Below are 22586 nucleotides of genomic sequence, written 5' to 3' on the forward strand. Positions count from 1 at the left end.
CGCTGCGCCTAGCAGTCAGCGAGGCCCGCGGCATCCTGCTGCGGGCGCAATCAACAACATCATGTCGGGAGGTTATTTGATGCGTGGTTTAGCGTTGGGGTTGCTGCTTGCAGTTTCGGTCTGTGCAGCGTGTGCAAGTTCCGCCAAGTGGGATGACACGCCGCCGCCAGCTAGGCCGAGCGATGGCGGCCAGGATCTAGCAGCTCGGGGCTGACGATGGGCTGGTAGTAGACCGGCGGGTAGTAGACCGCAATCGGAATGCCCACGCGGGCGCGCTCCAGTCGCAGGCGCCGCGTGGTCGGAAAAAAGCCAGGGCAGCACTCAAGCCACTCCGGATCATCCTCCTCTCGACGACATGCCAGCAGCGATTTGCAGTCCCATGCTGATTCCTCGGTGCACGGCTGCAGCTTGGGTCTGTCCTGCTTTGGCGAAGCTATCCGCAAGCCGGTTGTATCGGTCACACAGCTGCTGCAGTGTGAGACGCCGACTTCCTGGCAGGCCTGGCCGGGGGGCTGGAAGGAAAAACGTAATGCCGAGCTGCGCTGCGCAGCAGGTTGGCAGGTGCTCCGAGCCTTCGGTGGATCCGCAGAGACCGCAGTTGCGCATGGTGCCTCATGGCTGATGGTGGCGACGATGACCTGCTGAGGCGGTGCAGCGGTGGGCGGTGGGGTGTAGCACCCAAAGCCAAACACCAGCAGCGAGACAGCTAGCAGCGATAAGTAGGAAGCGGCGCGTCGAATCGGGACCATGTTCTGAGCTCCAAAAAGATGGGGAAAATGACTAGGCGGTGACGCCGACCGGGGCGCCTGGGATGACGTCGCCAGCGGCTCCGTCGACCATCGCGCGGTACAAGCACTTTTTGCCGGTGGTTGCTTTGATGAATTTTCCACCGGAGACGGTCAGCAGGTCGCCAGCGACCACCGTTCCGCCCAGCAGCAGCGGCAGCGCTGGCAGGCCAGCCCAGCCTGCAAGGCCGGTACCGGGCAGCGCCTTGATCATCTGCTGAGTGCAAACGAGGTCAGGATTCTCAAAATCAGGGCAGACCGCCACCTGGTGTCGGTCGGTGCTGCTGACCTCAGCCGCAACTTTGATACGCAGCGGCACGCCGCGCCCGATGGCTACAGCTGCCTCGCTGGAGTGAAAATCGGCTTTGGGGAAATTTCCGCCCTCGGCAATGGATTTAATGTTTGCTGGCATGTTTCTTCCTAGGTGAGAGGCAAAACGTGGGCGTCAATGGCAAACCAAATGTCGTTTTGGTTCGCTTCGGCCACAAACGCGAGGCGGTCCCCGCGATTCAAAATTAGCTCTGATCCTGGGTCGGTCTGCTGCGCAAAACGCGCGCCGGTAGGAACCGTGATTCGGATACCTGTGTCAAAATACGAGCCACTGCTTAGGCTGAATTGCCAAACCTGAATGTCATAATCAGCTAAAGCGCCGCCGTAGTAGCCAGCCGACGAGAACGTCCACCGGCTTACCTTCTCTTGCTCTGTCTCGCAAACGTATCCAGCTACGAAATCAAACGAATAGCTGCTGTTAGTTTGGCAAACCGAGTTAAGCCCAATCCACGTATTGGCGACCCAATTGGCGTTGTTGTAGATGTCGCTAAGCAGCGCAAGCCGCGCGGTATATCCTGCCCGGCGCTCTTGCCACACTGTGCCGTCCCACACCAAGACCGAAGGCGGATCCGTGCCAGGCGCAAGATTTGGCGGGCCAACGATGCCCGGGCCAAGCTGACTTGGGACCTCCGGCTCAACCCCTGAGTGGTCGCCGCTCATCGCAGGTGCTCCGCGCTCGCTCCGGCACCCGTTATGCCAACAACGCCGCCATCGTCGCACAGGACGAACTGGTCAGCGCACTTGGCTGGCGTCTCAAATTGGGCGTGAAAGTAGCCAGAGAGCACGGCTGGGTTTGTCCGATAAGGCCGGTCCGGCTTGTACGGCAAATACTGAAAACTGCCGTCCTCTTTGATGACTTTGCGAAGCAGATAGATAGGGCCAGCGTTCGTCGCCTGTCCCATGATGGAAATGACGTTTCCGCCTTCGGCGCGAAAGAATCCAGGCGGCTCAACGTTGGCCGCCGGAAGGGAAGTGACAACGGCTATCGGTGACAGTTTCACGACCACTCCTGGAATGACTCAGCAGCGAAATAGGCCGAGCTGGCCCCGGAGCCGACCGCCATCTTGGCGGACAGCTGCTTGGCGTTGTCGCTGAACTCGACCTTGAATCTGGCTTCTACTTCGGCAGCAAGTGCCCCGCTTGGGGCTTTAGGCACAAACAGCTGCTGCCCGGAGCTGCCCGGAGCGACGATCGTTGCCACTACGTCGCGCGGCAGCAGCTGCAGCGTCTCCGTCGTTGCGGTCGCGGTGTTGCCGAGGTAGGCGCGGATGGTGCCGGCGCGAACCTTGGGCGGGATGTAATCGGTACCGACCGGGGTCCAGCTGGTGCTGTTCACGGTCAGGTCAAAGTTCAGCTCCAGGAAGTTCCCGCCAGTGTAGAGGCTGTCCCCGTCCACCATCGAAAACGGGATGATTGCTCCCGCTCCGTTGGTGCGAAAGCTCTTGATCAGGCGATAGGTCTTGTCGGTGCTCTTGTAGATGCGGCCCGCACCGGGGGCCGTTGTCGAAATGACATACGTTGGCAGTCCCGACGCGGAGCGCAGATACAGGTAATACCAAGTGTTTGCGGCAAAGCTCATCGCTGCGGGGGCGAGCGCCGCGACGGTGACATCCACACCGGGCTCGTCTTGGAAAACGCAAGCCCACTTTGACGTGATGCTGTCGATCACCCACGCGCTACGCACATACTCGACGCGGATCTTTGACCCGTCGTAGCTGCGAATGGCGCAGCGTGGGGGCGTGCGTGCGGTCTGCTCAAAAAGCAAAACCGCGGTGTCCTGCAGCGCGTTCAGTGTCGCTGCGGGAATCTCGGGGACCGAGTTTGGCGTGAAAGTTACGTCTCGCGAGTCAGGAAGGCCCATTGCCCCCAAAGGGTAGGAACCAGGCTAGCCAGGGATGCAGGCGTCAGGGATGGCCCCGGGGTCATCTGGGATTGCAGCAAGCTGCCCAGCTGGAAGCGCTCCAGCTCCCGAGCTGCGATAGGCCAGCACCCCAACCCGCGTCGCGTAGTTTATGCGCCGAATCGCAGCCGCTGCAGCTGCTCGGTCTGCGCGCGGCCCCATGAGCGCGGGCTCAGCGATGACCGCCCAGTGAAACTTTGCAGCGCTCAGGCCGTCCGCTCCGGATGCGTCGCGGCCAAAGCCCTCTACGAACAGGAGCGCCGAAGCCACCGTGCCCGGGGTTAGAGCCGTGATCTGCAGGGTCCACAGGCCAGCGACAACAGCCCCGGCCATTTCCGGAAAATAGATCCGGACAAAGCCATTTACAGACCCCTCTCCTAGGCGCGGCTCGACGAAGCCTTTTTGTATGAATCGGCCATCTGGGGCCGTCAGCGAGACGCGCACATCCTGAAGCACCGGGTGCGTCAGGTTCAGGTCTACCTGTGCCCCAGACTTAGACACCGCCGCAGTGTCTCGCACCAAAAACTGCAGCTGCACCGTAGTGAGTCCGATCGCGAGCGGTCCGACTGCAAAGTATGAGTGAGCGCTGCGCAGAAACGAGCGGCTGACCTCACGGACCACCAGCTGGCTGGGGTCCGCGTAATCCAGCAGCGGAGCAATGACGGACTGAATCAGCGGAACCGTGGTGGCTCCTGATTCGCGCAGCCGAGACATGATCTGCGCGCGCCTCGCCAGCACATCGCCAAAGCGCGAAGTGTCGGTGCCGGTTAGGCCAAGAGTGCGCTCCCATTCTGCCTGTCCACCCTGGCAGGTTGAGGGGTTCACTTCCTTGCGCAGCTGGTCGGTGGGCTTAACGTCGGTATCGTAAAGCGTTGCGCCCAAGGCCTGTATCAGCGGCCCCGGCCCGTCAGGGTCGGCAAAATCAAGCCAGTCGCGGGTGCCAGGGGGGAAGCCTCCTAGTAGCTCTTTTTCGCAGTCGAGAGCGTCCATTACGCGGCCCTCACCAAGATGCTGTAGACCTGAGGCAGCTCGGGACCTTGACCGGGGATGTTGTCGTAAAGCGTGACATCATCAGCAGCCACCGGGCCTGCGCCGACTTGCAGCGTGATGCCAACGCCTGTCCCGACTTTGGGGCTGTACATCGCGACCTGAGCTCCGGCGCTGTCTTTTTTATTCAGCACTGCCTTGGCGATGCCACTTACGGGAACTATCGCGAGCCAGCTGTCGTCCTTGTCTGCGTAGCCGCTTTGGTTGCTGGGCCCAATGTCATTGACAAACGCAAGCGTTGCATCGGCCAGGTAGTCCACAGCGGGCCCGCCTGCGTAGATGAGGTCGCCCAGCAGCGGGGCGGCTGGCAGCGCGCTCTCCAGTGTCAGCGTGTGATTCCCTAGAACTGGCGTATCAGCCGCGTAGGCAGTCACCCGGCGCTGCACTGGCAGCGGACCGAACCCCGGCAGCAAAAGCTGGATGCGAGGCTTGCGCCCGTTGTCGATGGCACTTTTCAGCGCCGGATTCGGGACAGCGCCAGTCGCAACCAGCGAGACGCCGCTGTAGCTTTGCACCAGGTCTGGCGCTGAGTCGGTCCAGTCAAAAACATACTCGGAGGTAGTCACGACCGACAGGCGTATGGATAGCTTGCGCGCTGGGTTGAAATACGGGCGGAACACATAGGCCGTGTCAGTGGCGATTCGTAGCTTGTCCAGCACCGCAAGCACAGCCGCAGCCGTAGCAGAACCCGGGTCTCTTCCGACTCCGGATCCGGCTTGGGTGATCACCACCGATACAGACCCAACGCCCTCGCGATGCGGGTAGACGTAGGCGCGGACGATGCCAAGGCTTGTGCCTGCGCTGTTGGCTGCAGTCTCGGCCCATTCGCGGTAGTCCGCTGCGGTACCGCCCTTGGGTGGACTTTGCAGCCTTCGCAGGATGCGGGCCAGCAGGTCGACGTCCGACTCAACATCGAGCCCACCGACAAGGCCTGTGGCAAGCGTGACCGTGCTGTTTACGCCAAGCGGCGCGCTTGCAAAGCGCAGCTGCGTGCCAGCTGTGAGGCTGCTTTTTGCCCCGAGCGTGGTTGCATTGATGCCAAGCGGCGTGAGCAGCGGCAGCGTGACCGTGGAAACAGTCACAAGCTCGACGGTACCGCTTGCGTCTAGCAGAGCGGTACCCGCAGGAATGACAGACCCAGCGGTTCCGGTAGGCGTGACAAGGCCGCCAGTGGCAGCGGTCGCTCCATTGCGGCCAAACACACCGGCGCCGCGGTTGCTTGGTAGGCCAAAAGTGAAGGCCCAAGCGTCGAGCGCCGCCGTGCTGCAGCGCGACTGTATGACGCCCGAAGCGTCCACAGTCTGGGCTGGGATTGCATCGTCTGAGCAGGCCTTGATCTTTTCCTGCGTCGCACCAGCGAACTGCGCAAACGCGCGCGCCTGCTGGCCCAAGAATGACCGCGGGTGCGTCGCCTTTCCTGGGTATGCCTTCTGCAGATACGCAAGCGCGAGGAGGAAGACCTCCTCCTCGGTGTACGTCGCAATTGTGGCCACGTTCAGACCTCCGCCGTTTCAGCGACGGAATCCCCAGAGGGGCCCGTCCAAAGCAAATCGACCAGGTAGGAGCCCGGCCTGGTGCGACGTGCTGACACGTCAACCGCCTTGAGCAGCCGCGCCGCTTGGCACTGCTCCAGCGCGTCGCGACCGTAAGCGGCAAGCTGGCTTCCGGTGCGCATCCGGTCCTGTTTGACCGTCGAAAGAAGCGTGCCCTGCTGGCCGCTCTGGTCCCAGTAATAGCCGCCCTTGGGCATCCAAAGCGTTGAGAAGACCGGATAGACCGCTTTATCGTCGAAACGCAGGTCCCCGCCCAACCATGCAAAAGTGAACTTGCCGCGCCCGTTTCTATTCAATGTAACGTCCAGCACAACCCCGAAGGGTAGGCAGGACCTTTAGGCCTTAAAGCGCGCGGCGCCGGGGCCGATCTTGCCAGTTATCGGCAGCTTGGCCGGGTAAACCGGGACCGGCGAGAACGTCAGCGTCCCCGGAGCCCACCAGTACACCTGTGCAATCCCTGCCATGCTGAGGACGACAGACAGCGACCCGCAGTCCACCTCTGTTCCCTCGACGGCAACCTTGGCGGTACCGCCATTTACGACAACATCCGCCCCGGCCTTGGCGTCTATCGCGACGGTGCCGTCTGGCTTAAGCACGATCGTACTTCCGCTTGCTGAGACTGTCAGTCTGCCGTCCTTGTCGAGCACTACGCGCTGGCCGTGCTCTGCATAGAGCTCGACCTCGCCGTCCTCTTGAGTCTGAGGCCCAGCACCTGGGGTTGAGCTGGCAAGCGCGATCCGATTTGTAGCAGCGCCACCGATAGACACCGCTGCGATTTCGCTTCCGGCGCGCGGCTTTGACGCGAGGCCGTAGTGCTGCATCCACCGCATTTTTTGCTGCGACTGGGGCTCGTCCTGGTCGGCGTCGCGGCCTTCCATTTGCACGTATCCGCTCGCCGGAGAGACCGAGATCTTGCCCCAACGAATCACGCGCGCAATGTACCCACGAACTAGCGCTGAGACGTTCACAGCTTGCCCCCTATGACAGCCGGTGGCGCCCCAGGATAGTCACCGCCAAAAGCAGTGAGAAGCCCCGGCTTGCGCAGTAGAACCGTGGTTGTGTTTCCGGAGCGCGGCGACACCGGGCAGCTGACGCGCTGACAGTAGAAGTTGCCAACGACTCCCAGGTCCTCGTCGTCAACGGACACCATGGTATCGCTTTCCCACCACAGGCCGTCCTGGTGATGGTCAAGGACGACGTACTCAAGCGAGAAGCTGTCAAAGAGCCCTCGCTTGTACGCCCATTCCGCGTGCTGCTGGGCGTACTTTTTTTCATACATGTCCGGGTCGGCGAAGGTGTGCCGGTGCAAGAACGGCAGCGACGATTTCTGCCCATCGGGCGCCATTGCGCTGGTGAACTTTCCGCGCTTCTTTCCTGCGTTGGGCCCCGTCTTGTCGTCGTTGTCCCCCTGAAAATCGAACTGCTCCCCGACGCACTCCACCTCGGTGTACTGCGTTTGCGCGTCCTCGATGCGCTTGCCGCTGATGACGTTTGAGTTTCCGCCGCGCCGGATGATGCGGTAGCTCGGCTTTCGCTCGTAGTCTGGAATCCACGCCTGCACGTAGCCGTCGACAGAGACGTTGACCAGCAGGTTGTGACGCTTGGCGTACTCCAGCTGCTTGTCCAGAATGAGGTCCCCGGGTTCGACCTGGATCGCGAACAGCTTTAGGGCCTCATTGAGCGCCAGCGCCCGCGCTGCGCTGAGGCTCTGCTTGCGCTGCCTGTTGACTTTGTTGGACCCGCGAAAGCCTTTAAGGCCAAAGCTTGGGTCGATGAAGTGATTTTTACGACCAGTGCGGCCAGGCCTGGAGCGTTCAGGGTCGAGCAGGTCGCGGTCGGTTCCCTGCTCCAGATTGAACCAAAGCGGGGCGCAGCACTTCGCCAGGTGCCAGCCAAGGTCAGCCGTCGTCAGCCGGATCACGCTCCCGGCTGTCGTGCTCGACTCTGCCTCGCGCCTGATAATGCGGCCGTAATGGCGCAGCGTCTGGGCCCCGCCGTCTACTTCCGGATGCGACATAAAGAGCGAGACCAAGGACCCAAGCGGCAACTTGTCGGTGTAGCGGCCCCGATAGTTGGAAATGCTCAGGTGTTGCTCGTCGCCTACGATCATCATGTCGCTGGAGTAGTCGAGCTCCATAACGTCGAAGACGTCTTGGTCGTTTGTCACGACCCGGACCTGCGTTCTTCCTGCCATGCTGCAGACGGTAGGAAGCGCTACACGACGGAAGCCCTGACGACGCGGGGGTCAGAGTGCAGCAGCACGGCGCCGGGCTGCAGCTGCAGCGGGTCGGCGATGCGATTAAGCAGCAGCAGCTCTTGGGTCATACGCCTGGCCTTGGACCCGTACAGGCTTGCAGCCAGCCGCGTGACAGAGATTTGCGAGCGGACAATATACGGCAGGATCTGGGGGCGGCCCTGCTGCAGCGCTGCGTAGGCTTCCAGCGCTGACCCAAGCGACAGGTTAGCGGCTGCGCGTAGGCTGTAGTACTCGACCTGGGGCGCCAGTCTTCCGACCTGCTCAACCTGCTGCTGCAGCTCGGACACGCGGGCGGCGACCTCGAACAGCGGCGCGGCCTGGACCACCGCATCCTGAACGGCAAACTCCAAGCGGTTGGCAGCGGCCAGCACGTTGCTGCTGGCAACTACCATTCCCGGGGGCTGATAGCGCAGGGCAGCGGTGCGAGCGACCAGCAGCTCGGCGTTTTGCGCAGCTGCTCCAGCTGCTTGGCTTGGACTTTGTGGCTCGTCGTCCCTGAACCCATCGTCCGAAAAACGGATCACAAACTGGATGGCGTCGGCGTCGGTGCCTGGGTTCTCGCTAGCTTTGATGCCTTCGCACGCTGCGCGCCGATATCCAAAGCGAGGGTGCGTAAGCGCACCCGTGGGGCACTCCGTGATTGCGTCACAGTAGAAACGGTATCGCTTCTGCACATCGACCCCAAGCTCGATGCAGCTAAAGCTAAACTTTCGAGGCGGCGCCCCAAGGTTTTGGTGTCTTGCGCCGTTGCGGTTGACGAAGCGGTGCTCGACAAGGCCCGTGGTGAGGTCATCTTCCCAGCTCAGCAGCGAGCCAAAGAGCGGGATCTCTCGTCCGGTCTCGGTGACAAACTCAAAGGCGTAGGCGTCGCGCAGCAGCATTAGTTGCTCGCCTTGTTGGGGCTTTTGACCTTGACGACAATCTCCATTTCGTCCTCGCCGAAAACCACGTTGCCCGGCGCTTGGGCCGTCTTGGTGGCCTTGGGTCTGTTCTTGTCTGCCTTGCGATCCATAGCCTGCTCAATGGCCGCCGCCTCGTCGGCGCGCGCTTGGTAGTCAACTTCGGTCTGCGTGATCTCCTCGGTCGGAGCTGCGCGCCGGTTGCTGTCTCCGAACAAACCGCCGAGGGTGTCCAGAATGCCGCCGCCGAGAAATTGAGCTGCGGTCTTCCCTTCGCTCGCGGCCTTGAACGCGGCGTCCTGCGGCAGCGGAGCGATAGGCCGACCTTGGTCATCGAGACCGTGGTCTTTGCGCCACTGCTTGCCCATTTCGTCGCGGTCTTGGCCAATCTCGGACAGCACCTTGAGCTGCAGCGCAGCGGATGCCGCGCCCACAACGAGTCCACCGGCGCCGATGAGCGCGCCCGACAGCTTGGTGAGACCGCCGGCTGCAGCGCTTGCCTCGGAATCGATGGCCGCGATGGATGTAAGCGCTTGCGTAGTCGTGCGCGCAGCATCCCCGAGCTTTGCCACTTCGGCAGCTGCTCCAGCGCCACCGCCACCAAACATCGTCGAGAGCTTGCCAAGGCCCTTGGCCCCAAGATGTCCGCCGACCAGCTCCACACCAAGCGCTCCGCCGGTGCCAAGTCCGCCGACAAGCGAGTCGTGGACGCCCAAAAACTTGGAACCGATGGCGCGCATTGCGGACTGCTTGCCGACTTCGAACTCGATACGCTTGGCTGCGTCGGTCTCCCGGAAGCGCTGTGCGGCTGCTGCAGTCTGCCCGGTGCCTTTGAGCTTAGCGAGCGAGTCGACGTCGGAGAAGTCGCCGCGAAACATCGCAAGGCCGCCCTCCAGGCCGTAGGTGTTAATCAGCGCGCGCCGCTGCTCCTCCTTGCGTCCACCGTGCAGCTTGTCGGAGACTTTCTTCAGGTCCCGCGCGATTGCTGCTGGGTCGATGAGCTCGCCAGCATCGTTTATCACGCGGCGCTTTAGCAGGCGCTCGATGTCGAGCGACCGCGACTTGAAAAATGACAGCAGGCCGCCAGCTGCTCCGGCCTGCGCGCCGGGCTTTAGTCCCTTGCCCGTGGCCGCAACAAAGGCCTCCAGCTTTGCCCGGGCAGAATCGGACTTGGTCTCTACCCCTTCGAGCTGAGACCTCAGCGTGATCAGGGATGCCTGAAACGCTGCAGGACCGCCGATAGTCTGCACAGCGCCAGCCATGGCGCGCAGCCGGTCAAGCTCTGCGGTGGTCTCGCCGATGACGCCAAGCCCCGACCGCAGCGTCTCACCCAGCGCCATTTCCTCAGACAGAGTCTTACCGGTGGCCAGCGCCTCCAGTCCAAGGCCTTCGACTGCCGCAGTGGCGCTTTTGCTGTCGTACGTCGTGCGGCCAAGCTGCTGCGTAAAGTCCGCCAGCGCTGGCGCAGACGTGAGCAGTTTCTGCTCAAGCCCGGCAAACTTGGCTTGCAGCGCGCCGACCGAGCTGCCCGAGCTCTGGCCAAGGCGCGCGGTGGTGGCGTCGAGCTTTTTGGCGTCCTCGACTGCGCTCGCAAGGCTGATGGCCTGAAACACGCCAGCGGCCCGCAGTCCATCAGTGACCACGTTTTTAAGCGCGCCGCTGATGGCCCCACCGGCTGACTTGATCTGGCCAAGCCCGCCGATCACTCCGTCAAGGCCGGTCAGGCTGGCGCTGATGTTTGCGTTTTCCTGAACGGCCACGGAGGTCTATCTCTTTCTGGGTGGCTCCGTCAGCCGGAGCGCCACCCGCACACAGGCGGCCCAGCGCCAGATATCGGCGTCTGGTATCTCAGGCACTGGCCGACCGAACCACAGCTCGGGGCGGGTCCTGCAGGCCAGGACCTTGACTAAGACGGCTGGCCGCCTTTCGTAAAATCCTCTGCCTGCTTTTCCAGCTTTTTGGCGTCCTCGACGCTGATTAGCTCTGGATACTCGCCGCTTACATGCTCGTTGTACTGGCGCATCAGCCACCGGCACTGGTCAGCGGTTACGCCGTCGCGGAACAGATCCAGCTCGTCGTTTAAGATGAACTGCGCAGCCGGTGCGTCCGGATCTCGTAACGCCTGCTGCAAGAAGCGGTAGACCTTCTCGTCCTCTAGGTCGGGCAGGCCTGGCAGGTCCTGCGCGCAGTACTTGGCCGCGGCTTCGTTGGCCGCTGCGCGCTGCGATTCACCGACCACAAAGAGGCGAGCACTGACCCACTTACGCTCGACGGCGTCTTTGACCTTGTGCCGAATCTGGAAGCGGACCGGGCGCCCGGTCTCTGCGGTGCCGCCCTCGCGCTTTAGAGTATTGCCTAAGTTCACGCCGTCCTCCTGCGCGCTGTGGCTACGCCGGACAGCACCTGGTCGAGCTTGCCGTCTTGGTCGCTGCTGGTCTTATCGCTGTTGATACCGCAGTCGAGGAGCATGTAGCTCTCGCCGCCTTTGGTGTAGCTGATGGTCAATTCATCGTTGCTGTCACTATCAATGCCGCCGTCCTGCAGCTGCACAAACTGGGCTTTGTCTTCGGGACAAACAAACGTGATGGTCCAAGCGTACTTGGCCGCACCCTGCGACCTAACCACCTTGCCAGTGGCGAGCGCGTGCAGCGTTTGATTTTTTGTGGCGTCAACGTCCACGTCCTTGGCGTAAATCGCCTTGGAGTGGTTTAGAGACACCGGGCATCGTCCGGCAACAGCCATGGTTAAACCTCGCAGCCCGCGCAATGCGGGCTGACTGAGAAGGGGTTAGGAAATGATGCCCTCGACCGCCAGCTGGTCGAGGTCGGCTAGTGGGCGGAACGGAAGCGATACGTCGATGCGGGTTGGCGAAACAACCACCCCGGCTTGAATGGCGCCGCGAAGCTCCTCGGCGCCGTCAAATAGGTCGCGATCGTCCCACTGAATCATCAAGCGATAGATCGCATCCTTGACGTCCTGGGCGTCGACGCTTGCGTCGGTGCGAGGCTTGCCATAACGCTTGATGCTTTTTTCTTTGAACAGCTTCCGGAACGCGGCCTTGATTTCGTTGCGGTACAGATGCACCTGCAACATGCACGACCATTTCTCCAGCTTCTGGTCGAGGCTTCCTTTGGCCTTGTAGGTTGTGCTGCTGCGGACGATAGCCACCTCGTCGTCTTCATTGACGCCAATTGGCGCCAAAAATAACGCGGTGATTGCCAGGTTTTCTTCGTCTGGCGTTTGACGGTCGGCGCGGTGCGGGACGCCAAGTGGCGCGTACTCGTTGCCCCGCAGGACTCGACCGTTGAAGTTCCGGCCTTGGTAGTCCTCGGCTGCAACGATTGCACCGACGCGAGCCGCCTGCTCGTAGGCCGGAACAGTCGAGCCGGGCTCCTGCATAACCGCAAACAGCGCGCTTGTCGTCAGCTTCGGGCTGGTGGCGTCCGCAAGGTTTGCAGCTTGCGCATCGACCAGCGACAGAGAGGTCCCAAAGAAAACCCGCTGGTCTTTTTCGATCGGGCTTTGGTCCTGACTGACGACACCAGCGGCCAAGGTTCCGGCGTTGGTCGTGTCAGTCCAAAACGGGACAATCGACTTGTAAGCCTGGGTATCGGCTGACAGAGCAGCCAGTGCCGACGTGATGGTCGGTGTACCGACTCCCAGCACTCCCGAGGCCAAGGTGGCCGTGATGCCGCCGCCGACAGCAGCCGCAGACAGCCGATTGACTACTCGAGCGGCCCGATAGAACAACGTCACAACCGGCGTAGCTACAGCCGCTTGCGCTGCGCTTACGGAGTAGGCGTCGCCGTTTAGGGCTGTAACTGCTTTGGTTGCAATCACGGTGGCCGTGTCGGCGCTCAGGTACGCAATCGCGGCGCTCTTTACGGTTGCTTTGACCGTCAGCACACCGTTGGCAGCCGCAGGGCCGCCGCCGATGGTCAGAGTGCCGCAGCTAGCCGCAACGCCTGCATCGTCGCTGTCAAACGTGACAGAGATCGGCATGTCGTTTCCGGCTTCGCCTGCGTGGATATCCTCCAGCTCCAGCGTGTCTCCACCGGTGATGGTGACTGTACACGGCAGATTTTCCACCAGGTCGAGCGCGGCCTTTGCCTTAGTGGCGATGCTGGCAAAGCTGTCTCCCTGAGAAATTACGAAACTAGCCCCGCGCATGCCGATTAACGCAGTGCAAACGACGCCTTGCGCGGCGCTGGTATTGGTGCCCAGCGTGCCCGCAATTGGCTTGGCCATGAACTTAATCAGCCGCTTGGCCTTGGTCCCGCCGGATGGCTCCGGCATGCCGACCAGGTAGAACTCCGCGCCGACCCCGTTTGGCAGCGTGGATTTTCCAGCCGCATACATGCGGCTGAGCATCGACTTGGGGGAACCGGTCAAGGCATCGACCTGGCTTTTGACCAGTACCTTGGTCGGGGTGTTTAAGGTAATGGCTGCCCCAGCAGGGACGTAGCCAAACAAAAGCACTCGGTGGTTTGGTCGGCTCTCGCCTGTGTCTCCGATTTCATACGAGACAAACACCCCAGGTCGTTTGTACCCAGGCGGGATATTCTTATTCACGGGAAAGGGAGCTGACATACCGGGCAAGGGTAGGAACCGCTGCAGCTGCTACGGCAGCACGTAGGGCCCGCCAAACTGCACCGAGGAGCTGCACAGCCACACGTCCGAAATGATGTTTGCGGCGTCTGTGCGCGTCCGAGCAACCCGCAACGCACCAGGAGTCGCTGGTGGCTCGTCTGCGTCGACATCGACCACGACATAGGCAAAGGTTCCGTCGGCTAGCAGGTCGCGGTAGGTGTCTTTGCTCGCGTCGAAGGTGTGAGCAGCGGGTGTGCTGCTTATCGGCACACCGGCCACGAGTGCGATTGACGGGTCGTAGGTCCGCGCAAGCCCGGCCCCGGGCTGCACCGTGTACCCAAGCGAGACGTAGTTCAGCGGGTCAAAGGCGCGGTCCTTGGGGTTTTGGTCTGTCATTCGCGGCGTGACCTGGGAGGCGAACGGAACCAAGTCCTCGTCGGGAATGGTGAAGGCCGTTCTCACGGTAAAGGCGACCGCATAGATCAAGATGCGCTCGGCTAGATCCTCGCTGACCTTGCGAGCTGGCCCGAGCTCGACGTGCTCTATTCCTGGGATGGCTAGCGGCACACCAGCGAGAACCTTTCGCAGCTGGCCGATTATTTCGTCGGCGCCGGGGTCTTTGGCGTACTCCGCAGGAAGCGGAGACCCCCACGCAGCAGACGGAGACCCGCGCAGGCACTCGGTCACCACCAGCAGGTTGATCTGATGTGAGTCTCGGTACAGCGCGCCAGCGTGCAAACTTTGCGGCTTGGGGTCATCGCCTAGCCACTCGACCAGGAGGCCCGGCGCCTGACCGAAAAACACCTCGTCGATCTGCTCGTCGCTTTCGTCGCCCCGATACAGGCACACGTTTTGAAAGAACCCAGCAGCGCGCGACTGCAGAGGCAGAAACGAGTTAGGGCCAAAGTTCACCGGACTGCTGACGCGATGCCAGCGGCCAACCGGTGTCGCTGGTACCGGTGCGATGACCAAGAGTCCGTCGTCTGTCGCTGTGCTGTAGCGATTCCAGCGCCAGCAGCGGTCGTCCGCTGTGATGTAGACCAGCGCGCGGTCGCGTAAAAACTTGGGGTTGAACACCGTCCGCAGCGTCGCAAGGTCGGGCTGCACTGGCTCTCGCTTTTGGAAAGCCAGCGATAGAACGTCGCACAAGGTCTCGCAGACCGCGCGGATGTTGTTACGGACATCGATGCTCATCGGCGTTTGCCCTTGGTGATCTGGTCGAGGAAGTACCGGGCCAGCGCCGCGGCGTCTTCCTGGGTAATTTCCAGCGTGGTGCGTGCTGGCAGGTCCGCACCGTTGCCAACCTTGGCGCCCTCGTTGTGCGCGCCAGACCACGGGATGCGGTTACGCAGGCCCACGACCGCTGCAGACATCCACACGCGCAGGCCGCTGTGCAGCTTGCCGAGCAGCTTGTGACCGTCTAGCTTGCGCTTGGTCTTCTTGGCTGTCGCCTTTGAGCTGGTCGCCCTGCCCTGCTCCTGCTTGCGGATCTTGGCTCGGGCAGACTCCAGCCGCTTGCGCAGCCGCTCAATGGACCGCTCCTGCGCATCGGAAATGCTTAGAGCTGTAGACCCTCCGCGCGCCAAGCGGCGCAGCTCGGCAACCTTCATTTCGCCCCCGGTCTTTTTGCGCAGCTGCGCTTCCAGGTTTTTGGCGTAGCTGCTGCGGACGTTGCCGGCCTTGGTGACAGACCCAACGGCGGTCGTGGCGTAGCGCTCGCGGGTGGATGCCGCCAGGTCTGGACCAGACAGGCCTGCCAAGCGCTGCTTGGCTTTGGCGCGAAAGAAGCCACCCCAGCGCTTAAGCACCGAGGTGGCGTCCCGCAGGTTGTTCTCGACATCCGACAAGCTCGGGCCGTCGCCGCCGCCCAGAGAAAACCGCAGGTTGATCATCAGCGTCGCCCCAGGTAGCCGCCACACCTAAAGGCGGCATAGGTAGCCCGTCTACCCCCATCGCTGTTGTCGATGCGCCCAGCTCGGCGCGCGGGTGGGTTCGGCTCAGCGCCTAGACCCTGCTGCCCTTTTTCGATCTTGGTCAGCACGTCGAGCGTCCGCTGGTACTGCTTGTCGACGGCTTCCGGGATTGCCTTCCCGTGGGTGCCGTAAAACCAGCACCAGTAAATCGCAAGAATCGCGGCCAGCCGGACGACGTGCTGAGGCACTGCGCCGGCCACGGTCCAGATCTTGTAGTTGTTGCCACACGCAGCAGCGACCTCGCCGCTTGCATCCTCGATTGCGCGGTCCAGCGTCGTGTTGTTGGGTTGGTTGGTGCCGTCGTTGAGAAGCTGCGCCAGGCTGTCGTCCCCGTTCATACGGTCGAGGACATCCTGGCGCGTACAACAAAGCAGGATAGGAGCGGGCATGCCTCAGACGGTAGGCACCGACTGAGGCATGGTCAGGGACTGCTAGGGCTCAACGCACTTGACGGCAAGCTGTGCCCAGCCGTAACCGTGGCCGAAAAAGTAGCTGTAGCCAAAGTTAATGACGTTGCGCAGCACTCGGCTGTGCTCGTTGGGGTTCAGGCCCTCGTGGTACAGCTCCGGCGGCGCGACTTCCGAGAAGATGAAGGGGCGGTACTCGTTGGATGCAATCTGCACCACGTACCAGCCTTTGCCGCCGTCGTACTCCGCCAAGTCCTTGAACAGCACCACGTCGGCGCGGCCCACCAGTGCGTTGCTGATACCAGCTGCAGCGGTGCCGACAGCGCGGGCGATGATGCTGCCGTTCATTTCGGTGCAAGCGCGGTCGAACTGGTCCTCGGTGCTGACGATGATCGTTCGGCGCCCAGCCAGACGCATCAGGCGACCGTCGGGGCCCTTAACCGTGTTTAGCGCGTGAAATGCGGAGTTGATACCGGCACGGTCAAGCGCAAGGCCGGGCTTCAGGTTGCTAAACGTCCCAACACCGGGCCGGTTTGGGTTGCACAACTTGTTGGCGTTGAAAAACGGCAGGTTGTCGTAGACGTGCTTTCCAAAGACCGCTTGGTCGCCCCTACCGAGCATTTCGGCTAAGCGGAACTCTGGCTCCAGCAGACCCTGCTGAATCATCGTCGGCAGCTTCGATTCAAAGATGCCATAAAGATCCGTGAGCTGCGTTCCCCGGGGGATGACTTCGCCGTCTGGCGAGTACTCAGCCGTAGGACAGCTAAAGTTCGCAATCTCCGGCGCGGTGTGCTTCCGGTTCTCGTAGCGGTTGCGCTGCTTTGGCGTGTTCGAGAAAAACGGCGCCGGGAAGATGGTCTCGTCAGCGTGGACATTGGAACGCTTCCAACAGATCAGCGAGTTGATGTCCTGCGCTTCTTTCGGCGGCGATGCCAGCTGGGTGTTGTATTCGGTGAACAAACCCCGGATGTCGTTGAACGTGACAACGCCAGAGGGGCTATTTCCAATGGTGGGCATAGGCGACTCCTGGCCTTGTTACGGGATGAAAACGACGTAACCGTCGCTGGTGATGGCGTCTAGGCGGACTTGCAGGTCCGTGCCGGTGATGGTCTTTTTCACCGTCTGGTTGTCCTGAACGGCGATGAACTTGCCGATCTCGGTTGCGGTGGGAACGTCGCCAGACTTGGCAGCCGGTGCGGTCCACTGCGTCCCTCGCGCAAACAAGCAACGCCGGGTCACATCAGCGACCTCGGTGCGCACGTCCTGCGTGTCCAAGCTGACGCCAAGCGCCGCAGCGCCAGCCTGCATCAGCGTGTCAGTCAACGGCTTGATCTTTCCGGCATCGTTGACCGCCAAAGTGCCAAAGGGAACAAGAACGCCAGCAGCGAGCGTGTTGCCTTCCAGCTGCACCATCTGCTGCAGCATGGGGAACGGAATTGGCCGAGTTGCTTGTGCCATGGGGTTAGCTCCGCTTCACGACGACGCGGCGTGCGTTGTCTGCCTGAATTTCCTTAAACTTCGCTTTGACCCCGGCCTTCACCTCAGGGCTGCAACCGTCGTCGTCTTGAGCTCGCTCATGACTTCCGAGATTGGGAGCCTTGCGGGTCACCTCTTCGGTCTTCTGACCCTGCGCAATGCTCTGCAGGCTTGACTGATGGGGCTTGAAAGTCCCGGCATCAATCACGGACACAGCAGCTTCGGCAGCTTTCGGAGCGGACCGAGCCAGCGACACCAGTTCAGACCGCGTGGCCAGTGGCCAGCGCCCGTCCTTAATCGCTTCGTCAGCGAACTGCTCAGCCGTTTTGGCTGGCGCTGCGACAGCCTGCAGCGACCGGACCTGCTCCTGGAGCATCTTGTTGGCGGTTTTCAGGCCCTCAAGTTTGCGCTGCATTTCCTCGGTGTCGCAGCTGCGCTTTCGGTCCTCTTCAGCCGCGGGCGCGTCCGATTTGGCAGCCTCAAGCTGCGCCTTTTTCTCTTCATCGCCTTCGGCCCACTTGCCGAGCAGCGCCATCAGCAGCTCGGTCTGGGGGCAGCCTGGCTCAAGCCCAAGGGCTTTACAGAGCTCGTCACGAGTCATCCGGTTAATCTCCTTGCCGGATGACAGTAGGGAGCGCAGCGCTAGCGCTTCTGGGTTGCTGCCAACTACGCAAAGACTTGCGCTGTACAGCTCCCATTCGTCGATTACATCGACGCCGCCCTCCTGGTGCTTGGTGATGACGCCTGCGCGGATAGACACGGCGCGCAGCAGGCCTTTGAGCACCATTTGAAAGCAGCGCTCGGCTTTGGGTGCAGTGTCGAACTCGACCCAGATCAGGACCGCGTCGCTTGTGACCTCAAGCTGTACGACCAACCCGAGAACGTCTTCAGGCTGCACCGTGTCGAGGGCGTCTTGGTGATTCCAGGTGAAGACCGGGTTTTTTAGGAAGTTTTGGTACCGACAACCCGTCGGGACAAAGATCGTGGTGTGGCGGTCCTTTGCAGCGGTCGCCAGCCGAAACGGGACGACGCGCCCGTTGCGCGCTGCGCCGGGTTGCAGCTCCAGCGCTCCGTCATAGGTGATCAGCTGCTGGTTCATTCGGTTGGCTCCGCTGCGTCTGTCGCGCCATCAGCTGTGCTGGTGTCTGCGGTGGGTGGCTTGTCTTCCACGGGGGCTTTGTTCTCGGCAGCTGCGGCATCCGCCTTGGGAGTGCCAAAGCGCGCCGCGCCATCAAGCGGAGGACGCAGACCGCACTCCTCGTAGACCTGGTCGGGATCGATAGCGAGCCCGTGGTCCGACGCGGTGACGAACATGTTTAGGCGTTCGGTTTTGGTCACGTTCCGGCTGACGTCCCAAGCCAGCTTTGGCACGCACTGCATAATTGCCTCGGGCGTGCATTCCTCTCCGGGGCAGTAGCGCGCAAACGCGTAAGCCCAGCACGCCGCGTTGACTTCGCAGATGTATCGAAACAGTTGCTCGCTGTAGGTATTGCCAGTGCCGCGCGAGTCAATGCGCTGCACTGCTTCTTGCTGGTCGGCGTGGGTTTCAGTGGCGTTGTAGGAGCCGCTGGAGCCCATCTCCATTGCCAGGGTCTGCCCAGTCACGAGCTTTGAAAGCCCTGTGTTGCAGTACCCGATAAGTGCTTGATGTATCGGGGTGATTGCCGACGGAGTGGGCGTGGTCTTTATCTCTCCGAGCTTGTTGGAGATCATGACGGGGATCCCCTTGCCCAGATCCGCAAGCGCTAGCTCTCCATCCGCCTCGTCCTCGTCGGTAATCTGCTCCCCGAAATCGGGCTGCAGGTACGGCGTCGATACGCCGTACACCTCGGCCAGCATGGCCCACTTTTCCCAGCTCAGCTTTGAGAGCCAGTGCAGGTGGTGGGCTGCAAATCCGTAACCGCGCATGCGCGCAGGTCCGTCGCCGTAGCCCTTGTAGTACACCACCTTGCGCAACGGTTGGCCGGTGCGCGGGTCCGTCAGCGGGTCAATCCACCCCCACCCTCCCATGTTGACGTAGGGGCGGTCGTTCTCTACATCGAATGCCACGCTTCGCAGCGGAATGGTCTCTAGGCTGGCCACCGTGTCGCATTCGACCAGCACGCCAGCCTTTGCGCTGACGGGAACGCGCAGCCGTCGTCGCCGCCAGACAATCTCCTGCAGGCAAGCGCCGCTTCGGTTGGCAATCTGGGCCTCGCAGACCGACGAGTCAAAACCATCAAGATCATCAACGACGGCCTGCACTGCGTTACGCACCAGCAGCGCAAGCGTGGTCTTGTTGCGGGGCCTGATGCTGGGGTGCGAAGAAAAGATCCACGCCCGGCGGCTACGGTCCGCAGGGTGCAGGTGTTCGTGTTCGCGAACGATCCTATCGTCGAGGTCGGCTTTGTCCCACATGTACCCGTTGCGCTCCACGTGCGTATGCACGCGGGCAATCAACCCAAGGTTGATCTCCGGCTTGGCCGAGTAGGCCCCAGGAGTCGGGCCGGTGTACGTTGTAGCTTTTCCGTACCGCGCGCCCTCAGAGCTGAAGAGTCGCTGCTGCTTGCGGCTGATACTGCCTTTGACGTTTGTTCCGCCCCATTTCTGGCCGGTACCGGGTACCTCCGGAGGGGGGACGGACGCGCTGCGCTGAGCGACAGCGGCCTTCGTGTTGTCCAGCGCTGTCGACAACATTGTCGAGGCCTGCTGCCCGACCGGGTCACCAAAGCGCCGCATGACGCCGGTCAGGACCCGGCCTGCTAACTTGCGCAAGTTGGTGTTGATATCGAGAGACAGCGCCATAGCGCCAGAAGGTAGGGACCAACTTGCTAGCGGTTCCGCCAGCCAGCGCCAAGCGAGCGCGCAACCCGGCGGGCTTGCGCTGGACCAAAGACTCGCGGCAGCACCCACCAAATCGGGTACCCGAGCGCGTCGGTCATGTGCGCTTCATCTCCGCAGGGCTTGATCCGGCCCAGGGTGCCGCGCTTGATCTTGCACTTCTTAAGGCTGGTCGCTATCTGCTCGGTCAGCGGTCCTTTGACGATGAACAGGCGGCCCTGTTTCAGCAGGCCGTTGAGTCGAGCGATGCGCAAATGCACCGGGGGGTGTGGGGGCTTTGAGTCCCGGTCTTTGGCCTTGATGGGCGGCAGCAAGCGCCAGCCGCGCGCCTTGAAGATGGCGAAGCTGTCCTTCCCTTTGTCGTGCGCGTAGTTCTGCCACGAGCCGGACGGGTCGCCGATGTGGATCGTGTTGCCCGCGCTGAATCGTGGCGTGTTGCCCTCAGACAGCGCCAGCCATTCGAGGTCGGCCTCGATGGCGGTAAGGAGCTCTCCCTCGTCGCCCTGGACCAAAAAGTCCGAGTGGACCCAGAAGATCGGGCGCTCCATGTCGCCGTAGGCCTTGATAGCTACCGCTGCGTTTCCGGGGTTGAACTGGAAATCGTGGCCAAAGATCCACTCCGCTGGCTCGCCGCAGAGCTTAGCCGTCAGCTGCTTGGTGATGTCCTGCGGCTCCCACTCGGCAGCCACGAACTCCCGCAGGTGGTCCGCTGCGCAGTACGGCGGGCGGTATGCGTACTTACCGACGGGCAGGATAAGGCCGTCAACGTCTGCTGCGGCGCGCTCTGGACTAAGCCAGCGCAGCAGCGTGGCGACTCTTCCACCTGCGGCCTTGTCGATGGCCACGTTTAGCGAGCTGGAGCACTTCACAAAGACGATGGGGTTGTCTTCGTTGTTGGCCGTGGCTTCCAGCGACCGCTCGTAAAGCTCCTGGATCCATTCCCCTGGTGGGTAGGCCGGGGTCGGCGGGTTGGTTGCTACGTACAGCAGGCCGCCGCGATCCTTGGTGCGTGGCAGGGCGTTTTCAAAGGCGCGGCTGTCCATCTTGGCGCCCTCGTTTATCCACGCGAGGTCGACGCGTCCCTGCTTTAGCACCTCGGGGTCGTCGGCGCTGCGCAGCCAGATGGTCGCTCCGTTGGCCAGTTTGAGGCACGGCTTCGGGCTTGTGACCAAGTGGTAGTAGTGCTCGGGCAGCCAGGTTCGGATCTCGCGATCCACCTCCTCCCGCTCGGAGTGGCTGCGGATGATTGCCCACGCTACGATCTCGGCGCCGTCCGCGTGCTTGGGCCGGTCGAGCACCGCCGCGATTAGCAGCATGAGACAGATCAGCGTCTTGCCGCCGCCGCGGTCATCGACCACTACTGCAGCGGAGTGCTCGCGCGGCTGCTCGGCCACAAAGTCCGCCCACCAACCGGCGAACCAACGGCAGAACGCTACTTGTGACTCTTGCAGGTCGAACACCAGAAGCTGCAGCGGGCCGTCCTCGGCTGCGGGCTGGCAGTAGCTACCGGTCAGGCTGTCCCAGCGCCCGCCGAAGCTGGCCACTGTTTCGATCCGGAGTACTCCGCGCAGGCCTCCAATACCGGCTAGCTCGGTGCCGTCGGATAGTTGGCGACTTGCACCTGGGGGGTTGCTCCCGCAGACAAGGCCGCCGGGCGTGTTGCGGACGCGCAGCCGGGTGCCGTCACCTGCGGTTAGATAGGTGTCGTCCGGGATGGGCACATCGGCCTCAATCGACAGGCGACGAAACAGAATGCCAAGGTCGAGGTACCGGCCCTCCGGCTTGACCTGCTGCAGCAGCTGGTCGAGCTCGCGGTCCTGGGACAGCGCGGGCATGGGCTACCGGCCCTTTTTTATGCTGTCGATAAGCTCCGCGATGGCCGCGGCGCAGGGCACAAACCCCGCGTTGGCTAGGGTTTCCACCAGGTCCTGGGTGCGCTGCAGGTCGAGGCCTGGCTGGGTACAGATGCGGTGCAGCACCTGGCAGAGCTGCAAGTAAGACCACGCGCAGGACGCCAGCGGGTCCTCCGTGGGCGGGTGCTCCGCTAGGTAGTCCACCTTGATGCGCTTGGTCAGCATGCGCAGCTCGCAGGCCTTCTCGCTGCGCCGGGCCTTGACCCGCAGCTGGCCTATCTTGCGAACACAGGACCGGATGAGCCGGACGCGCTCGGCCTCATGCCCGAGCTGCACCAGCTGCACCGCGCGCAGGTTGACGGACGCGGCCCAAGCCTCACACGCTGCCACGCCACCGGATACGGGCGGAGCTGGCACCGCTGCGAGGTCTGGGTGAGAAGTTCCCAGCGTAAGCCCCCTAGCCTGCTGCTGGCGCGCGTTGAGCTTGCGCTGTGCTGCCCCGCTGAGTCGTTGGCCGGTGTTTGGATCTACGCTTGGCACATGTCCAAAGGTAGGGACCGGCGCCGCGGGCACCCCTACGGGCACCCCCCATCGCACCGACGGAGGAGCGCGGGAAATCGGGCACCCCCTTAGGGAATCCCGGATTTGCGGATCAAGTGCCTTCCTTGGAGATCGGAAGAGCACACGTCTGAACTC

The 22586-nt window shown here is 62.3% G+C and carries 23 protein-coding genes; all 23 read right to left on the reverse strand.

The annotated features are described in order from the left end of the window. Nucleotides 1–780: 780 nt before the first annotated feature. Nucleotides 781–1197: a hypothetical protein gene (locus Q0672_RS08555; RefSeq protein ID WP_298621600.1), complete on the reverse strand. Its 417-nt coding sequence runs from the start codon at nt 1195–1197 to the stop codon at nt 781–783. An 8-nt stretch (nt 1198–1205) separates the two neighbouring features. Further along, nucleotides 1206–1775 (reverse strand): hypothetical protein, encoded by a 570-nt coding sequence (locus tag Q0672_RS08560; protein ID WP_298621601.1) that lies wholly within the window; start codon nt 1773–1775, stop codon nt 1206–1208. Then, complete coding sequence (locus Q0672_RS08565; RefSeq protein ID WP_298621602.1) at nt 1772–2116, reverse strand: hypothetical protein; 345 nt, start codon at nt 2114–2116, stop codon at nt 1772–1774. Before Q0672_RS08565 ends, Q0672_RS08560 begins: the two co-directional genes overlap by 4 nt. Continuing rightward, entirely contained in the window at nt 2113–2976 is an 864-nt protein-coding gene (locus Q0672_RS08570) for a hypothetical protein (protein WP_298621603.1), read from the reverse strand. The genes Q0672_RS08565 and Q0672_RS08570 overlap by 4 nt, the downstream gene beginning before the upstream one ends. 24 nt (nt 2977–3000) lie before the next feature. Further along, complete coding sequence (locus tag Q0672_RS08575; RefSeq protein WP_298621604.1) at nt 3001–4005, reverse strand: proprotein convertase P-domain-containing protein; 1005 nt, start codon at nt 4003–4005, stop codon at nt 3001–3003. Then, nucleotides 4005–5555 (reverse strand): baseplate J/gp47 family protein, encoded by a 1551-nt coding sequence (locus Q0672_RS08580; protein ID WP_298621605.1) that lies wholly within the window; start codon nt 5553–5555, stop codon nt 4005–4007. The genes Q0672_RS08575 and Q0672_RS08580 overlap by 1 nt, the downstream gene beginning before the upstream one ends. 2 nt (nt 5556–5557) lie before the next feature. Next, the gene (locus Q0672_RS08585; RefSeq protein ID WP_298621606.1) at nt 5558–5926 is read right to left on the reverse strand and encodes a hypothetical protein; all 369 of its coding nucleotides are present in this window, start codon (nt 5924–5926) and stop codon (nt 5558–5560) included. Nucleotides 5927–5950: 24 nt separating this feature from the next. Continuing rightward, the gene (locus Q0672_RS08590) at nt 5951–6493 is read right to left on the reverse strand and encodes a phage baseplate assembly protein (protein ID WP_298621607.1); all 543 of its coding nucleotides are present in this window, start codon (nt 6491–6493) and stop codon (nt 5951–5953) included. Nucleotides 6494–6579: 86 nt separating this feature from the next. Then, nucleotides 6580–7782 carry a hypothetical protein gene (locus tag Q0672_RS08595; protein ID WP_298621608.1) on the reverse strand — a complete coding sequence of 401 codons (1203 nt, stop codon included), beginning with the start codon at nt 7780–7782 and terminating at the stop codon, nt 6580–6582. Between the two features lie 47 nt (nt 7783–7829). Then, complete coding sequence (locus Q0672_RS08600; RefSeq protein WP_298621609.1) at nt 7830–8753, reverse strand: DNA circularization N-terminal domain-containing protein; 924 nt, start codon at nt 8751–8753, stop codon at nt 7830–7832. After that, nucleotides 8753–10531: a hypothetical protein gene (locus tag Q0672_RS08605; RefSeq protein ID WP_298621610.1), complete on the reverse strand. Its 1779-nt coding sequence runs from the start codon at nt 10529–10531 to the stop codon at nt 8753–8755. Before Q0672_RS08605 ends, Q0672_RS08600 begins: the two co-directional genes overlap by 1 nt. A 146-nt stretch (nt 10532–10677) precedes the next feature. Continuing rightward, a complete protein-coding gene (locus Q0672_RS08610) occupies nt 10678–11136 on the reverse strand; it encodes a hypothetical protein (RefSeq protein WP_298621611.1) in 459 nt (152 codons plus the stop codon). Continuing rightward, complete coding sequence (locus Q0672_RS08615; protein ID WP_298621612.1) at nt 11133–11513, reverse strand: hypothetical protein; 381 nt, start codon at nt 11511–11513, stop codon at nt 11133–11135. The genes Q0672_RS08610 and Q0672_RS08615 overlap by 4 nt, the downstream gene beginning before the upstream one ends. 45 nt (nt 11514–11558) lie before the next feature. Beyond that, nucleotides 11559–13244: a hypothetical protein gene (locus tag Q0672_RS08620; protein ID WP_298621613.1), complete on the reverse strand. Its 1686-nt coding sequence runs from the start codon at nt 13242–13244 to the stop codon at nt 11559–11561. A gap of 147 nt (nt 13245–13391) precedes the next feature. Further along, nucleotides 13392–14555: a hypothetical protein gene (locus tag Q0672_RS08625; protein WP_298621614.1), complete on the reverse strand. Its 1164-nt coding sequence runs from the start codon at nt 14553–14555 to the stop codon at nt 13392–13394. Continuing rightward, nucleotides 14552–15253: a hypothetical protein gene (locus tag Q0672_RS08630; RefSeq protein ID WP_298621615.1), complete on the reverse strand. Its 702-nt coding sequence runs from the start codon at nt 15251–15253 to the stop codon at nt 14552–14554. Before Q0672_RS08630 ends, Q0672_RS08625 begins: the two co-directional genes overlap by 4 nt. Beyond that, nucleotides 15253–15723, reverse strand: coding sequence for a phage protein Gp36 family protein (locus Q0672_RS08635; protein ID WP_298621616.1), 471 nt, complete (start codon nt 15721–15723; stop codon nt 15253–15255). Before Q0672_RS08635 ends, Q0672_RS08630 begins: the two co-directional genes overlap by 1 nt. Nucleotides 15724–15765: 42 nt before the next feature. After that, the gene (locus Q0672_RS08640) at nt 15766–16758 is read right to left on the reverse strand and encodes a hypothetical protein (RefSeq protein ID WP_298621617.1); all 993 of its coding nucleotides are present in this window, start codon (nt 16756–16758) and stop codon (nt 15766–15768) included. Nucleotides 16759–16776: 18 nt separating this feature from the next. Beyond that, nucleotides 16777–17199, reverse strand: coding sequence for a hypothetical protein (locus Q0672_RS08645; protein ID WP_298621618.1), 423 nt, complete (start codon nt 17197–17199; stop codon nt 16777–16779). A 4-nt stretch (nt 17200–17203) separates the two neighbouring features. Continuing rightward, complete coding sequence (locus tag Q0672_RS08650) at nt 17204–18316, reverse strand: hypothetical protein (protein ID WP_298621619.1); 1113 nt, start codon at nt 18314–18316, stop codon at nt 17204–17206. Then, nucleotides 18313–20001, reverse strand: coding sequence for a DUF935 family protein (locus tag Q0672_RS08655; protein WP_298621620.1), 1689 nt, complete (start codon nt 19999–20001; stop codon nt 18313–18315). Before Q0672_RS08655 ends, Q0672_RS08650 begins: the two co-directional genes overlap by 4 nt. Nucleotides 20002–20027: 26 nt before the next feature. Next, a complete protein-coding gene (locus Q0672_RS08660; RefSeq protein ID WP_298621621.1) occupies nt 20028–21872 on the reverse strand; it encodes a hypothetical protein in 1845 nt (614 codons plus the stop codon). A 3-nt stretch (nt 21873–21875) separates the two neighbouring features. Further along, on the reverse strand, nt 21876–22226 hold the full coding sequence (locus Q0672_RS08665) for a hypothetical protein (RefSeq protein ID WP_298621622.1): 351 nt from the start codon (nt 22224–22226) through the stop codon (nt 21876–21878). Nucleotides 22227–22586 lie beyond the last annotated feature (360 nt).

Origin of the sequence: uncultured Zoogloea sp., from assembly GCF_937894855.1 — a bacterium.
In the GTDB taxonomy this organism is placed as follows: Bacteria; Pseudomonadota; Gammaproteobacteria; order Burkholderiales; family Rhodocyclaceae; genus Zoogloea; species Zoogloea oryzae.